Origin of the sequence: Streptomyces avicenniae (assembly GCF_000719135.1) — a bacterium.
Classification (GTDB): Bacteria; Actinomycetota; Actinomycetes; order Streptomycetales; family Streptomycetaceae; genus Streptomyces; species Streptomyces avicenniae.
This window is the reverse complement of the sequence record NZ_JOEK01000017.1, coordinates 183051-198669: the sequence shown is the minus strand read 5'-3', so window position 1 is coordinate 198669 and position 15619 is coordinate 183051. Positions and strand designations below refer to the sequence as shown.

Annotated in this window: 13 protein-coding genes; 9 read left to right on the top strand and 4 right to left on the bottom strand. The window is 75.2% G+C overall.

Translation table 11 applies throughout. The features are described from left to right. Positions 1-20 precede the first annotated feature (20 nt). Positions 21-995, bottom strand: a complete 975-nt coding sequence (locus IF27_RS26415) for an amidohydrolase family protein (RefSeq protein WP_052852291.1) — start codon at positions 993-995, stop codon at positions 21-23. A 159-nt stretch (positions 996-1154) separates the two neighbouring features. Between IF27_RS26415 and IF27_RS26410 the strand changes: the two genes are divergently transcribed. From IF27_RS26410 to IF27_RS26400, 3 genes are all read left to right on the top strand, one after another. Next, positions 1155-1649 (top strand): SigE family RNA polymerase sigma factor, encoded by a 495-nt coding sequence (locus tag IF27_RS26410; protein ID WP_052852290.1) that lies wholly within the window; start codon positions 1155-1157, stop codon positions 1647-1649. 35 nt (positions 1650-1684) lie between these two features. Then, complete coding sequence (locus tag IF27_RS31280) at positions 1685-2623, top strand: hypothetical protein (RefSeq protein ID WP_052852289.1); 939 nt, start codon at positions 1685-1687, stop codon at positions 2621-2623. Positions 2624-2697: 74 nt separating this feature from the next. Beyond that, a complete protein-coding gene (locus tag IF27_RS26400; protein ID WP_110946268.1) occupies positions 2698-3639 on the top strand; it encodes a DUF3152 domain-containing protein in 942 nt (313 codons plus the stop codon). Positions 3640-3646: 7 nt separating this feature from the next. Here the strand turns inward: IF27_RS26400 and IF27_RS26395 are convergent, their stop codons facing one another. Next, positions 3647-4267 (bottom strand): GNAT family N-acetyltransferase, encoded by a 621-nt coding sequence (locus IF27_RS26395; protein WP_052852288.1) that lies wholly within the window; start codon positions 4265-4267, stop codon positions 3647-3649. Between the two features lie 56 nt (positions 4268-4323). On the opposite strand from IF27_RS26395, the gene IF27_RS26390 reads away from it, so the two are divergent. Beyond that, positions 4324-5322: an AraC family transcriptional regulator gene (locus IF27_RS26390; RefSeq protein ID WP_052852287.1), complete on the top strand. Its 999-nt coding sequence runs from the start codon at positions 4324-4326 to the stop codon at positions 5320-5322. 21 nt (positions 5323-5343) lie between these two features. Here IF27_RS26390 and IF27_RS26385 read toward each other — a convergent pair whose 3' ends face one another. Continuing rightward, positions 5344-5715 (bottom strand): cupin domain-containing protein, encoded by a 372-nt coding sequence (locus IF27_RS26385; RefSeq protein WP_052852286.1) that lies wholly within the window; start codon positions 5713-5715, stop codon positions 5344-5346. Between the two features lie 54 nt (positions 5716-5769). Then, positions 5770-7890, bottom strand: coding sequence for a molybdopterin oxidoreductase family protein (locus tag IF27_RS26380; RefSeq protein ID WP_052852285.1), 2121 nt, complete (start codon positions 7888-7890; stop codon positions 5770-5772). Positions 7891-8051: 161 nt separating this feature from the next. Here IF27_RS26380 and IF27_RS26375 point away from each other — a divergent pair, with 161 nt between their 5' ends. From IF27_RS26375 to dnaG, 5 genes are all read left to right on the top strand, one after another. After that, positions 8052-8792, top strand: coding sequence for a sirohydrochlorin chelatase (locus IF27_RS26375; RefSeq protein WP_052852284.1), 741 nt, complete (start codon positions 8052-8054; stop codon positions 8790-8792). A gap of 102 nt (positions 8793-8894) precedes the next feature. Continuing rightward, the gene (locus tag IF27_RS26370; RefSeq protein WP_052852283.1) at positions 8895-10211 is read left to right on the top strand and encodes a deoxyguanosinetriphosphate triphosphohydrolase; all 1317 of its coding nucleotides are present in this window, start codon (positions 8895-8897) and stop codon (positions 10209-10211) included. Positions 10212-10373: 162 nt separating this feature from the next. Then, on the top strand, positions 10374-11654 hold the full coding sequence (locus IF27_RS26365; protein WP_052852282.1) for an NAD(P)/FAD-dependent oxidoreductase: 1281 nt from the start codon (positions 10374-10376) through the stop codon (positions 11652-11654). A 123-nt stretch (positions 11655-11777) separates the two neighbouring features. Beyond that, positions 11778-13520, top strand: a complete 1743-nt coding sequence (locus IF27_RS26360; RefSeq protein ID WP_052852281.1) for a pyruvate dehydrogenase — start codon at positions 11778-11780, stop codon at positions 13518-13520. 47 nt (positions 13521-13567) lie between these two features. Next, positions 13568-15547, top strand: a complete 1980-nt coding sequence (dnaG, locus tag IF27_RS26355; protein WP_052852280.1) for a DNA primase — start codon at positions 13568-13570, stop codon at positions 15545-15547. Positions 15548-15619 lie beyond the last annotated feature (72 nt).

Genomic DNA, 15619 nt, shown 5'->3' with positions numbered 1-15619 from the left:
CCGGGGCACACCGCCCTCCCTCACCCGCCGCCCGTGGGGGGCAGGTGGGGGAAGAGGCGGGCCGCGTTGCGGGTGGTCAGGGCGCGCCATGTCGTGCCGGGAGGCTGCTCGGCGCCGCCGAGCGACGCCACCTGCGCCGCCACCCCCGCGGCCGGTGTCCAGCACGAGTCGCTGCCGTACAGCACCCGGTCGCTCCCGAACGCGCCGACGAGGGCCGGGATCTGCCGGGGGAACGGCGTCCCCGCCGTGTCGTACCAGAGCCCGGACAGCTGCTCCCGCACGCCGGGGCCGCCGGACGCCGCGCCGCCGAGGAGGGGCCGGAAGAGTTCCAGCCGGTCCGCGAGCAGCGGCAGGACGCCGCCGCCGTGCGTGACGATCCAGCGGATGCCCGGGTGGCGGGTCAGGACACCGCCGAGGACCAGGTCGGACGCGGCCCGCGCCTCGTCGAAGAGGTACTCGGCCATCGGGCGCGGACGGCCCAGGGCGAGCGTCTCGGCGCAGGGCGGCGACGTGGGGTGGACGAGGACGACCGCCCGGCGCCGGTCCAGCTCGGTCCACAGCGGCTCGAACCGCTCGTCGCCCAGGTAGACGCCCCCGGCGTTGGACAGGACCGTCAGGCCGTCGCTGCCCAGCACGTCGAGCGCGCGGGTGGCCTCCGCGAGCGCGCCCTCGACGTCGGGCAGGGGCAGGGAGGCGAGGTGGCCGTAGCGGTCGGGGTGGTCGCGTCTGAGGGCGGCGCCCGCGTCGTTCACCGCGCGGCTGAGCGCGCGGGCGGCGGCGTCGTCGCCGAAGTGGGTGCCTGGGGAGGAGACGGAGAGCAGCGCGGTGGCGATGCCCGCCTCGTCCATCTGCCGCAGGTGGTCGCGCGCGTCCCAGGACGGCCAGCCGGGCATGCCGTCAGGCCGGACATGTCCCGCCGCCTTGGCCGCCGCGACGTAGGCGTCGGTGAGGAAGTGCGCGTGCACGTCGAGCAGGGGCGCGGGGGAGTCGTTCACGCGGGGCCTCCTGGCGATGCCGTCCTGCCGTCACCTCACCTTCAGGGGCGGGCGGTCCTCCGGCAACCCGGGGACGTTATCGTTTCGTGATCGAACCTTCTGGCCAGCCCGATGATCAGACAGGGAGAGAGACACGGACGGGTCGTGGCCGGGGAGCGCATGGGTGACACGCAGGACTTCGAGGAGTACGCGCAGGCGCGCCAGCACTGGCTCTACCGCACGGCCGTGCTGCTGTGCGGCGACACCCACCGCGCCCAGGACCTCACGCAGACGACCCTCGTGAAGCTCCTCCAGCACTGGAACCGGGCGGCCGGGGCCGACAACATCGACGCGTACGCCCGCACCGTTCTGACCCGGACGTTCCTCGCCGAACAGCGCAGGAGGCTCCTCGGCCGCCGCCTGCACACCACCCTGGACAACCCGACGTCGCCCGGCGACCCCGCGCTGCGCGTCACCCTGCTCGCCGCGTTGCGGGACCTCCCGCCCAAGGCGCGGGCCATGGTCGTCCTGCGCTACTGGGAGGACCAGAGCATCGAGAACGTCGCCGCCTCCCTGGGATGCAGCCCCGGCACGGTCAAGAGCCAGTGCTCCCGCGCGCTCGCCATGCTGCGCGAGCGCCTGGGGGCCGACGAACGCATCACCGCCGAGTGCTGAGCCGCGCGCCGCGCCGAGTGCTGACGAGGAGCACCGTGGACACCAACGAAACGCAGGACGCCGCCCGGCTGAGGGAGGCGATGGGCCGCGCGGTCGGCGACCTGGAGGCGGCGCCCACGCTGCTGCCGACCGCGCTCGTCCTCGGGCCACGCCGCCGCGCCAGGGTCCTGATGGCCAAGGCGGGCGGCGCCGTGGCCGCCACCGCGGCGGTCGTCGCGCTCGTCGCCGTCGCCGCAGGTCCGCGCCTCACGGGCCAGGACGGCACGGACGTCGCCGCCGACCCGCCCCCGGTGGCGTCGCCGCCCGGCAGCGAACCCGTGGAGACCAGGACCTCCACCCCCTCACCCACGGATGCCACCCCCGACTCCTCGGCGACGAGCCCCGGCGGCGCCGTGCCGCGCTACCCCGTCGTGCCCGGCGTGGCGGGCGAGCCGGGCGAGCCGGGCGCCCCTGGCGCGCCCGGAGGGGCCGCCATGCCGCCCGCCGAGCGCGCCCGCGTCGATGAGTACCGGCAACGGGCCGCGCACGCGCTGGAACTCGCCCTGCCCACCGAGGTCGGCGCGATCCAGATCGTCCAGTCCCCCGTCAGCGCCTACCAGGGCCGGACGCAGGACGGCCTGACGTTCCCGCTCGTCTTCTCGGTACGCGCCAGGTCAGGCGACCAGGGCGCGGAGGAGAGCGCCGTCACCTGCCTGCCCGACGAGGCGGCGGACGCCTGCCGGGTGGACACCCTGCCGGGCGGGGAGAGCGTCGCCCTGCGCGGCCTGACCGCCGAGGCGCGGCGCACCGGCGGGGCCAGCGCCACATTCCGCGTCGGCGGGAGCGAAGTCCTGCTCGCCGCGCGCCCCGACGCCGCCACCGGCACCCCCTCGCCCGTCGGGCCCGACGAACTGCTGCGTCTGGCCGCCGCCCCGCTGGCCACGGAGCTGTTCCAGGAGGCGGACGCCGCGCCGCTTGACGTCGTCCCTGAGTGACGCCCCCGCCACTCTCCCACCTCACCACCACCCTCACCGAACCGCGCACACGGCGCCAGGAGAACGGCCCACCCATGCGAAGCCCCGCCCCACCGCTCGCGCCCGTCCCGTCCCGGAGCCGCAACGGCAACCGGAACAACCGGAACCGCAAGGGAAGCCGTCGCGCCCGCCGCGCCCGACGTACCGTCCCGCTGAGCGCCCTGACGGCCGTCCTGGTCATAGCCGCCGTCGCGGTCGCGGGCGTGCTCGCCTTCCGGGGCGGCGACGACACCCCGCCCCCGGCCGGGGCGTCCGCCGCGCCCCCCTCGGCCGCCGCCAGCCCCCCGGCCGAACCGGCGCCCGACACCCCGGCGCCCGACACCCCGGCGCCCGACACCCCGTCGGCCGACACATCGCCGCCCGGCGCGGCCGATGGCGAGCCGTCGGCCGACGGCACGACCGTCGAGGTCCTGGAGACGGGCCCCGGCACCTTCACCACCGCGCCGGGCGACGGCGGGCCGGTCGGCGGGCGGGCCGTCCTCACCTACCGCGTCGAGATCGAGGACGGCATCGGCCTCGACCCCGCCGCCACGGCGGCCGAGGTGCACGCCGTCCTCGGCGACCCGCGCGGCTGGACGAACGAGGGCGACACCGGCTTCCGCCCGGCGGACGACGGCGCCACGCCCGACTTCACCGTCCGCGTCGCCACGCCCGGCACGGTGGACGCGCTCTGCGGCGAGTACGGGCTGAACACGCGCGGCGAGACCAACTGCTCGATCGGCCAGGTCGTCGTCGTCAACCTGCGCCGCTGGGTGCAGGGTTCACCGCAGTTCGACGGGCCGATCGGCGACTACCGGGCCCTCATCGTCAACCACGAGGTCGGCCACTTCCTCGGCCACGGCCACGAGGGCTGCCCCGGCGAGGGCGCCACGGCCCCCGCGATGATGCAACAGATCATGGGCCTGGACGGCTGCGTCGCGAACGCCTGGCCGTACGGTGAGGACGGCGCCTACCTCAGCGGTCCTTCCGTGCCCTGACCCGCCGTCACGCCCCCGCGGCCGGGCCCTCGGGCCCGAGCGCGCCGTCCGGCACGCCGAGCCCGCCCGGCCGCGCGGAGCCGCCCGACAGGTCCAGCTGCATCAGCAGCGTGTCCAGCCAGTGCCCGCGCTTGTGGCCCACGGCGGTCAGCCGCCCCGCGTCACGGAAGCCGAGCCGCCGGTGCAGCGCGGGCGACGCGTCGTTGTCGCAGTCGGCGATCACCGCGACGACCTGACGGACCCCGGCCGCCTCGCACGCCGCGAGCAGCGCCGTCAGCAGCGCCCGCCCGAGCCCCCGCCCGGTCCGCCCCGGCGCGAGGTAGACGCTGTTCTCCACGGTGTAGCGGTAGGCGTCCTGCATCCGCCACGGGCTGGCGTACGCGAAGCCGACGATCTCGCCGTCCTCCTCCGCCACCAGGAACGGCAGCCCGCGCTCCGCGATGCCGTCCAGCTTCTGCCGCCACTCGCCCGTGGTGGGCGCGGTCTCCATGAACGTGATCAGGGTGGACGCGACGTAGTGGGCGAAGATCGTGGTGACCGTGAACAGGTCGTCGGGCGCCGCCGCGCGGATCACGCGGACGGGGGTGGAGGCGGTGGCGAGAGCGGTGGGCTCGCTGTGCTCGGGCATGCCCCGACCGTATCGCGCACCACTGACGTCACCCGCACGAGCTACGCTCCGAGGCCATGGACAACGCACTGGGCAGCCTCCTCGACGGTCCCCGGGCCCGTGGCGCGTTCCTGATGCGGGCGGTCCTGGCGCCGCCGTGGGGCGTGCAGGTCAGGGACGAGGCACCGCTGACCGTCATCTGCGTGACGCGCGGCGACGCCTGGCTCGTCCCAGGCGACGGCGCCCCGGGCCCGGGGCCCGCCGGGAACCACCCCGACGCCGTGCGGCTCGCCGCGGGCGACCTCGCGCTGATGCGCGGCCCCACCCCGTACACCGTCGCCGACGACCCGGCGACCACGCCGCAGGTCGTCGTACGGCCCGGCGGGTGCAGCGTCGCGGCGGACGGGACCGACCTGTGCGAGGAGATGGACCTCGGCGTCCGCACGTGGGGCAACGCGCCCGACGGGTCCACCGTGCTCGTCATCGGCACCTACCAGCTGCGCGGCGAGATCACGGGGCGCCTCCTCCAGGCCCTGCCGCCCGTCCTCACGCTGCGGCGCGACAGCTGGGACAGCCCGCTGATCCCGCTGCTCGAAGCGGAGGTCGCGCGCGACGAGCCGGGCCAGGAGGTCATCCTCGACCGGCTCCTCGACCTGCTGGTGATCGCCGCGCTGCGCGCCTGGTACGCGCGCCCCGACGCCGCCGCGCCCGCCTGGTACCGGGCGCACGGCGACCCCGTCGTCGCGCAGGTGCTGCGGCTGATCCACGACCACCCGGCGCACCCGTGGACGGTCGCGGGCCTGGCGGCCAAGGCCGGTGTGTCCCGCGCGGCGCTGGCGCGGCGGTTCGGCGCGCTGGTGGGCGAGCCGCCCATGACGTACCTGACCGCGCACCGCCTCGACCTGGCCGCCGACCTGCTGCGCGAGCCGGACGCGACGCTGGAGTCGGTCGCGCGCCGCGTCGGCTACGGCAGCGCGTTCACGCTCAGCACGGCGTTCAAGCGGGAGCGGGGCGTGAGCCCCAGCGCGCACCGCGTCCTCGGCAGGGAGGCCGCGGGCACCGACACAGGGCACTGAGGCCCTGTCCCCGGGGGCCGGTCACGCAGGGTGGGACTCGCGGCGTGTGTCGTATACGACCAGCGGCTCGGGCGTGGCCGTCACGGACGTCAGCAGGATCACCGCGTCGTGCACGGCCGTCAGCGCGTGCCTGCTGTGCGGGACGCGCATCACGTGCCCGGCCTCCAGGTCCGCCGCGACCCCGTCCGACGAGACCAGCCGCACCCGGCCGCGCAGCACCTGGATGCTGGAGGCGGGCGGCGCGTTGTGCTCCTCCAGCACGCACCCGGCGGTCAGCGCGATGACGCTCTGCCGCAGCGGGCCGTCGTGCAGGAACAGATGCGCGCTGCGCCCGTGGTCCCCCTCGTGCGCCAGCGCCATGTGCGTGTCGGCCAGCTGGGTGATGTCGTCCATCCCTCCATGCTGACCCGTGGCCCGCGATGCGCAACTCGGGCACGCTCGGGCACGTCAGCCCTCCGCGCCCCCCTCGGCACGTGTCACCCGTACGGCGCACACCTTGAACTCCGGCATGCGGGACGTGGGGTCGAGCGCGGGGTTCGTCACCGTGTTGGCGCGTCCCTCCCCCGGCCAGTGGAACGGCATGAACACGGTGTCCTGCCTGATGTCCGTGCTGATCCGCGCGGGCGCCACCGCCCGCCCCCGCCGCGACACCACCGCCAGCGGCTCGCCCTCCGCCACCCCGAGCCGTGCCGCCAGCCGTGGATGCAGCTGCACGAACGGCCCTGGCGCCGCCGCGTTCAGCTCCGCCACGCGCCGCGTCTGCGCGCCCGACTGGTACTGCGCGAGCACCCGGCCCGTCGTCAGCAGCAGCGGGTACTCCGCGCACGGCTCCTCGGCCGACGGCCGGTGCTCCACGGGCGTGAACCGCGCGCGCCCGTCCGGTGTCGCGAAGCGGTCGAGGAACAGGCGCGGCGTCCCCGGGTGCTCCGGCGTGGGGCAGGGCCAGAACACGCCGTCCTCGGCGGCGATCCGCCCGTACGTGATGCCCGCGTAGTCCGCCACGCCCCCGGCCGACGCGCGCCGCAGCTCGTCGAACACCTCGGCCGGGTCCTCGGAGAAGCCCGTCGGGTGCCCGAGCCGCGCCGCGAGGCCGCCGAGGACGGCCAGGTCGCTGCGGCAGCCCGGCGGCGGGTCCACGGCCTTGCGCCGCAGCAGGACGCGGCCCTCCAGGCTGGTCAGCGTCCCCGTCTCCTCGGCCCACTGCGTGACGGGCAGGACGACGTCCGCCAGCAGCGCCGTCTCCGACGCGACGACGTCGCAGACGGCGAGGAAGTCGAGCGCCCGTATGCGCTGCTCCACATGCGCGGCGCGTGGGGCGGAGACGACGGGGTTCGAGCCCATCAGCAGGAGCGCCCTTATGCCGTCGGGTGCGTCGCGGCCCAGTGCGTCCAGCAGTTCGTAGGCACTGCGCCCCGGCCCTGGCAGATCCGCAGGGTCCACGCCCCACACCGCGGCGACATGGGCGCGGGCGGCGGGGTCCGTCAGGGATCGGTAGCCGGGCAGCTGGTCGGCCTTCTGCCCGTGCTCACGGCCGCCCTGCCCGTTGCCCTGGCCGGTGAGGCAGCCGTAGCCGGAGTACGGGCGCCCGGCGCGGCCCGTGGCAAGGCACAGGTTGATCCACGCGCCGACCGTGTCCGTGCCCTTCGCCTGCTGCTCGGGGCCGCGTGCCGTCAGCACCATGGCGGCCTGCGGGGCGCAGAACATGCGGACGGCCTCACGCAGCGCGGGCACCGGCACGCCGGTGATCCGCTCCACCAGCTCGGGCCAGTGCGCCATGGCGGCGGCGCGCGTGGCGGGCCAGCCGGAGGTGCGTTCCGCGATGAACGCCTCGTCGGTGTGGCCCTGCGCGACGACCAGGTGCAGCATGCCGAGGGCGAGCGCCAGGTCGGTGCCGGGGCGCGGCGCGAGGTGCAGGTCGGCCAGCTCGGCGGTACGGGTGCGGCGCGGGTCGATCACGATCAGCGTGCCGCCGTTCGCGCGCAGCTCGGTGAGGTAGCGCACGGCGGGCGGCATCGTCTCGGCCGGGTTGGAGCCGACCAGGATCACGCAGCCGGTGCGCGGGATGTCGGCGAGCGGGAAGGGCAGGCCCCGGTCCAGGCCGAACGCCTTGTTGCCCGCCGCTGCGGCGGACGACATGCAGAAGCGCCCGTTGTAGTCGATCTGCGAGGTGCGCAGCACGACGCGGGCGAACTTGCCCAGCGCGTACGCCTTCTCGTTGGTCAGCCCTCCGCCGCCGAAGACGCCCACGGCGTCGGGCCCGTGCCGCCCACGCGCGGCGGCCAGCCCGGCGGCCACCCTGTCCAGCGCCTCGGGCCACGTCGCGGGCCGCAGCGGGCCCTCCCGGGTGTCGCGGACCAGCGGGCCCGTCAGACGGGCGCCCGACGCCAGCACGGCGGGCGCGTTCTGCCCCTTGCCGCACAGGGCGCCCCGGTTCACGGGGAACGCCTCGCGCGGCACGACGTCGAGCCCGTGGGCCCCCCGCCGCAGTCCCATGCCGCACTGGAGCGCGCAGTAGGGGCAGTGCGTCTGCGTGATACTGCTCACTGTCCCGGCGGTGTCGGCGCTCATGGCGCCATCGTGGGTCGTCCGTGTTACGCCGGGCGTGGGGCGGCGTTACGCGGCAGGGGCGGCGTCCTCAGCGCCGCAGGGCCCGCGCGGTGAGCGAACGGCGCGGGCATTCGTGACATGTCCGCAATGCAATCGCAATCGGTCGGGCGCACCCTGGCCGAATGAGCACCGTCCGCCAGAGCACCCCACCGACGCTCGTCGCCGTCGCGCACGGCTCCCCCGACCCCCGCGCCCGCCAGACCGTCCGCACCCTCCTGCGGCTCGTCGGCGCCATGCGGAAGGGGCTGCGCGTCGAGCTGGGGCACCTGGACCGTGACGAACCGCTGCTCGCCGACACCCTGGCCAGGCTGCGCGGGGACGTGGTGCTCGTCCCGCTGCTCTTCAGCCGGGGATTCCACGTCAAGCACGACATCCCCGCGCTCGTCGCCGCAGCCCCGCACCTGTCCGTGACCACGACGGGCTCCCTCGGCCCGCACCCGCTGCTCGCGGAGGCCCTGCACAGCCGCCTGATGGAGGCCGGGTACCGCAGGGGCGGCGCCGTGGTGCTCGCCGCCGCAGGCTCGCGCGACCCGGAGTCCGCGGCGGGCACGGAGTACACGGCGCAGATGCTGTCCGCGCGCCTGGGCGGCGCCACCGTGCTGCCCGCCTACGCCTCCGCCGCCACGCCGACGGTCGAGGAGGCCGTCGCGACGCTGCGGGCGCGCGGGCACCGCGACATCGCGGTCTCCTCGTGTTTCACCGCGCCAGGCGTCTTCGCCACCCGCTGCGCCGAGGCCGCGCCAGGACTGCCCGTGGCCAGGCCGCTCGGCAGCCACCCCGCGCTGGCCCGGCTGCTGCTGCACCGCTACGACCGCGCCCGTGGCGTCCTCGGCGCGGACACGCCGCTCGCCGCGACCGCCTGACGCGCCCCGCCCCGCAGCCGTTCGCTGAAGCTACCGCGCGCGGGCGCACACGGCCCCGCCGCGCCGCGCCTCCCCGTGCGCCCGCCCGCTACCGTCAAGGGCATGCACCCCGCACGTCCCGCACCCGGCGCCGACCCCTCCGCCGTCCCCGCCCCCTACGACGAGGCCGACGCCGCCCGCTTCGACCCCGAGCCCGACAAGCGGCCAGGCCGCACCGCGTTCCAGCGCGACCGCGCCCGCGTGCAGCACTCCGCCGCGCTGCGCCGTCTCGCGGGCAAGACGCAGATCGTCACGCCCGACACCGGCGACGCCGCCCAGCCCGCCTGGGACATCACCCCCCGCACCCGCCTCACGCACTCCCTGGAGTGCGCGCAGATCGGCCGCGACCTCGGCGCCGCCTTCGGCTGCGACCCGGACATCGTGGAGGCCGCCTGCCTCGCCCACGACCTCGGGCACCCGCCGTTCGGCCACAACGGGGAGCGCGCCCTCGACCGCATCGCCGCGCCCTGCGGCGGCTTCGAGGGCAACGCCCAGTCGCTGCGGCTGCTGACCCGCCTGGAGCCGAAACGATTCACCGGCCCCGAGGGCGACCGCCCCGTCGGCCTCAACCTCACCCGGGCCGTCCTCGACGCCGCCACCAAGTACCCCTGGCCGCGCGGCGCCCACCCCACCGACCCCGGCTCCCACAAGTTCGGCGTCTACGCCGACGACCTCCCCGTCTTCACCTGGCTGCGCGAGGACGCCCCGCCCACCGCGCGCTGCTTCGAGGCCCAGGTCATGGACTGGTCGGACGACATCGCCTACTCCGTGCACGACCTGGAGGACGGCATCCACGCGGGCCACCTCGCCCCCGCCCTCCTGCGCTCCGCCCCCGAGCGCGAGACCGTCCTCGACGTCGCCGCCCGCCGCTACGCGCCCCCCGGCACGCCCGCCGAGGCGCTGGCCGCCGCCCTCGACCGGCTCCTCGCCCAGGACTGGTGGCCCGCCTCCTACGACGGCACCGCCCCCGCGCAGGCCCGCCTGAAGAACGCCACCAGCCAGCTCATCGGCCGCTTCTGCCTCGCCGCCGAGGGCGCCACCCGCGCCCGCTTCGGCCCGGGCCCGCTGCGCCGCTACGAGGCCGACCTCGTCGTCCCCGAGGACGCGCGCCTCGAATGCGCCGTCCTCAAGGCCGTCGCCGACGCGCACGTCATGCAGCGCCCCGAGTTCGAACGGCAGCGGGCACGGCAGCGCGCCCTGCTCACCGAACTGGGCGAAGCCCTCCGGAGCCGCGCCCCCGAAGGGCTCGACCCGCAGCACCGTGCGCTGTACCTCGCCGCGGGGGACGACGCCGCCCGCCTGCGCGTCCTGGTGGACCAGATCGCGGCCCTCACCGACGCGTCCGCCCGCTCCCTCCACGCACGGCTCACCCGCCGCTGAGCGGTGAACGGAAGGTGAACCGCGCCCCCGCACCCGCCGGGGCGCACTCCGGCGCACGTGCCCCCGCCGCCCTCTTCCCGTGAACACCCCAGGTGAGGCAGGCTCCTTGAGCCACACATCGGTTCACCACCTGAACCGCCACACCTGATCTGGAGGCAATGCGTGGACGGGACACACCGGACGTTCCTCATCGTCGGCGGCGGCCTGGCCGGTGCCAAGGCGGCCCAGACACTGCGGGACGAAGGCTTCACCGGGCGCGTCATCCTGATCGGCGACGAGCACGAACAGCCCTACGAACGGCCGCCGCTCTCCAAGGACTACCTCCTCGGCCGGGCGACCCGCGGCAGCGTCCACGTCCACGAACCGGCCTGGTACGCCCACCACCGGGTCGAACTCCACCTCGGCGAACCCGTCGTCGCGATCGACCGCGCCGTCCGCGAGGTCAGGCTCGGCGACGGCACCCGGCTGCCGTACGACGCCCTGCTGCTGGCCACCGGCGCGGAACCGCGCCGCCTCGGCATCCCCGGCACCGACCTCGCGGGCGTGCACCACCTGCGCCGCCTCTCCCACGCCGACCACCTGCGCGGCGCGCTCACCAGCAGCGCCGCGCGCACCGGCGTACCGCTGGTCATCGCGGGCGCCGGATGGATCGGCCTCGAAGTGGCCGCCGCCGCGCGCGCCCTCGGCGTCGAGGTGACGATCGTCGAGCCGGAGCCGACGCCGCTGCACGCCGTCCTCGGCCCCGAGCTGGGCGAGGTCTTCACGGCCCTCCACCGCGACCACGGCGTCACCTTCCGCTTCGGCACCCGGCTCGCCGCGATCACCGGCCGGGACGGCATCGTCGCCGGGGTCCGCACCGAGGACGGCGAGGAACTGCCCGCGCGGGCCGTGCTCGCCGCCATCGGCGCCGCCCCGCGCACGGCGCTCGCCGCGTCCGCCGGGCTCGCGCTGGCGGCCGACGGCACGGGCGGCGTCCTCGTGGACCGCTCGCTGCGCACCAGCGACCCGCGCATCTTCGCGGCGGGCGACGTCGCGGCCGTCCCCGGCACGCTCCCCGGCGGCGGCGCCGGGGAACCGCGCCGCGTCGAGCACTGGGCCAACGCCCTCAACTCGGGCCCGGCCGCCGCCCGCGCCATGCTCGGCCAGGAGGTGACGTACGACCGGGTGCCGTACTTCTTCTCCGATCAGTACGACGTCGGGCTCGAATACTCCGGTTGGGCCCCGCCCGGCAGTTACGACCGCGTCGTCCGGCGCGGCGACGTCGCCAAGCGCGCGTTCATCGCCTTCTGGCTGCGGGACGGCCGCGTCCTGGCCGGGCTCAACATGAACGTCTGGGACGTCACCGACGGCATCCAGGCCCTCGTACGCTCCGGCGCCCCCGTGGACCCCGACGCCCTGGCCGACCCCGGCACGCCGCTGGCCGACCTCCTGCCCGACGCCTGACCTGGCGGACGGCGCGCGGCGCCGCGCGGCCGGTCAGCCGACCGGCCGCGCGGAACGTGCGAAAGCCGCATACGTGGATAGATTGCTCATGCTGCCCGTTCTTCCGGAAAAGGTGCGTGAGCGATGGCCAAGCAGACCGTGGCGGAACAGTTCGTCGAGACCCTCGTCCGCTCCGGGGTGCGGCGCCTGTACGGCGTGGTCGGCGACAGCCTCAACCCGGTCGTGGACGCCGTGCGCAGGACCGGAGGCATCGACTGGGTGCAGGTGCGGCACGAGGAGACCGCCGCCTTCGCCGCCGGGGCCGAGGCACAGCTCACCGGCAGCCTCGCCGCCTGCGCCGGATCCTGCGGCCCCGGCAACCTCCACCTCATCAACGGCCTGTACGACGCGCACCGTTCGATGGCGCCCGTCCTCGCCCTCGCGTCCCAGATCCCCAGCTCGGAGATCGGCACCAGCTACTTCCAGGAGACGCACCCCGACCGCCTGTTCCGCGAGTGCAGCCACTACTGCGAGCTGATCTCCAACCGCAGCCAGATGCCGCGCGTCCTCCAGACCGCGATCCAGCACGCGATCGGGCGCGGCGGCGTCAGCGTCGTCGCGCTCCCCGGCGACATCGCGGCCGAGCAGGTGCCGGAGCGCGCCGAGGAGCACGCCCTCGTGACCGCGCGCCCGACCGTCCGCCCGGCCGACGCGCAGATCGACGCGCTGGCCCGCATGGTGGACGACGCCCGCCGCGTCACCCTCTTCTGCGGCAGCGGCACGGCGGGCGCGCACGCCGAGGTGATGCGCTTCGCCGAGCGCGTCAAGTCGCCCGTGGGCCACGCCCTGCGCGGCAAGGAGTGGATCCAGTACGACAACCCCTTCGACGTCGGGATGAGCGGCCTGCTCGGCTACGGCGCGGCGTACGAGGCGACGCACGAGTGCGACCTGCTGCTCCTCCTCGGCACCGACTTCCCCTACAACGCCTTCCTGCCCGACGACGTGCGCATCGTCCAGGTGGACGTCCGCGCCGAACACCTCGGGCGCCGCTCCACGCTCGACCTGGCCGTGTGGGGCGACGTGAAGGAGACACTGAAGTGCCTGACGCCGCGCGTCCGGGAGAAGACGGACCGGCGCTTCCTCGACCGCATGCTGAAGAAGCACGCGCAGGCGCTGGAGGGCGTCGTCCGCGCGTACACGCGGAAGGTCGAGAAGCACAGGCCGATCCACCCCGAGTACGTCGCGTCCGTGCTGGACGAGGAGGCGGCGAAGGACGCCGTCTTCACCGTGGACACCGGCATGTGCAACGTCTGGGCCGCCCGCTACCTGACGCCGAACGGGCGGCGGCGCATCATCGGCTCGTTCAGCCACGGCTCGATGGCCAACGCGCTGCCGCAGGCCATCGGCGCCCAGTTCCTCGACCGGCGCCGCCAGGTCGTCACCCTCTCGGGCGACGGCGGCTTCACCATGCTGATGGGCGACTTCCTCACCCTCGTCCAGTACGACCTGCCGGTGAAGGTCGTCCTGTTCAACAACTCCGTGCTCGGCCTGGTCGAGCTGGAGATGATGGTCTCGGGCCTGCCCGCCCACGGCACGACCTACCGCAACCCGGACTTCGCCGCCGTCGCCCGCGCGGCCGGGGTCCACGCGGAGCGGGTCGAGAAGCCGAAGGACGTCCGCGGCGCCCTGCGCTCGGCGTTCCGCCACAAGGGCCCGGCGCTCGTGGAGATGGTCACCGACCCGAACGCGCTGTCCATCCCGCCCAAGATCAAGGCAGAGATGGTGACCGGCTTCGCGCTCTCGGCGAGCAAGGTCGTGCTCGACGGCGGCGTCGGCAGCATGCTCAAGCTCGCCCGCTCCAACCTGCGCAACATCCCGCGGCCCTGACCGGAGCGCCCGGGAGGAGTGTCGGAGGGGCGCCGTAGACTTCTGGCGTGGCGGGCAGGATCAACGACGAGGACGTGAAGGCGGTACGGGACGCGGTCCCGATCGACGCCGTGGTCTCCGAGTACCTCCAGCTGCGCCCGGCCGGGGGCGGCAACCTCAAGGGCCTGTGCCCCTTCCACGACGAGAAGTCCCCCTCGTTCCAGGTCAGTCCGAGCAAGGGCCTCTACCACTGCTTCGGCTGCCAGGAGGGCGGGGACACCCTCTCCTTCGTGATGAAGATCGAGCACCTGTCGTTCTCCGAGTCCGTCGAACGGCTCGCCGCGCAGGCGGGCATCACGCTCCGGTACGAGCAGGGCGGCTACAACCCGGGCCGCCAGCAGGGCGAGCGCACCCGCTTCGTCGAGGCGCACAAGGCCGCCGCCCAGTACTACACCGAGCAGCTCGGCTCCCCCGAGGCCGAGATCGGGCGGCGCTTCCTTCATGAGCGCGGCTTCGACGAGGCGGCGGCGGCCCACTTCGGCGTCGGCTACGCCCCGGCGGGCTGGGACCACCTCGTCCGCTTCCTGCGCGGGCGTGGCTTCACCGACCGCGAGCTGCTCGTCTCCGGCATCGCGCAGGACGGCAGGCGCGGCCCCATCGACCGGTTCAGGGGCCGGCTGATCTGGCCGATCCGCGACATCACCGGCGAGGTCGTCGGCTTCGGCGCCCGCAAGCTGCGCGACGACGACAACGGGCCCAAGTACCTCAACACGCCCGAGACCCCGATCTACCGCAAGTCGCAGGTCCTCTACGGCATCGACCTCGCCAAGCGCGACATCGCGAAGACCAACCGGGCGGTCGTCGTCGAGGGCTACACCGACGTCATGGCCTGCCACCTCGCGGGCGTCACCACCGCCGTCGCCACCTGCGGCACCGCCTTCGGCGGTGACCACGTCAAGATCCTGCGGCGTCTCCTCATGGACAGCTCGACGGCCCACAGCGCCGGTGAGGTCGTCTTCACCTTCGACGGCGACGCCGCCGGGCAGAAGGCGGCGCTGCGCGCGTTCGAGGACGACCAGAAGTTCGCCGCCCGCACCTCGATCGCCGTCTCGCCCGGCGGCATGGACCCGTGCGAGCTGCGGCTCGGCCAGGGCGACGAGGCCGTGCGGCAGCTGATCGAGACGCGCTCGCCGCTCTTCGAGTTCGCCATCCGGTCGATCGTCTCGCAGCACAACCTGGACACCGCCGAAGGCCGTTCCGCCGCGCTCGACTTCGCCGGGCCGATCGTCGCGCAGATCAAGGACAGCGCGATCCAGCACGAGTACGCCGTCCGGCTCGCCGGGCTCGTCGGCATCCCCGACGAGAGCTTCGTCGTCCGGCGCGTCGGCCAGCTCGCCCGCTGGACCCGGCAGCGTGGCCAAGGGGGCCAGGGCGGCCAGGGCGGGGGCGGTGCCCGCGCCGTCCTGCGCAGCCCCGCGCGCGTCGGCGGCGGCGCCCAGGGCGGCGACGGCGCGCGGGCCGCCACCCCGCCGGGGCAGCGCGCCTCGTCCGGCCCCCCGCTCAACCTGCGCAGCCCCGCCCTCCTCGAAGAGCGCGAACTCCTCAAGCTCGCCCTCCAGTTCCCCGCCCTCGTCGCGCCCGCCTTCGACGCCTACGGCGAGGACGAGTTCACGGCCGCGCCCTACGTCACGGTCCGGCGCGCCGTCCTGGAGGCGGGCGGCGTCAGCGGGGCCGACGACGCGTTCCTCGAACGCGTCCGCGAGGCCGCGCCCGACGACACCGTCCGCACCCTGATCACCGAACTGGCCGTCGAACCCCTCACGATGCCGCGCCGCCGCCGCGCCGAGACCGACGTGTACGCGGGCCGCCGCCTCGTGCAGGTCAGGCTCGCCGCCGTGGACCGCAGGCTGCGTGACCTGGAGTCCACCGCCCGCCGCGCGGAGGCCCAGGGCGGCGACCCACAGGCCGTCGCCGACCTGCGCGGCGAGCTGTGGACGCTGGAGCAGTACCGCACCGCCCTGCGCGAACGGGGCGTCGCGGCGCTCTGACCGGGCGCGTCCACGCGCCGTGAGCCCGCCGGGTGCTCCGGCCCGCGCAAAAAGTACCCGCACGACCCTCGT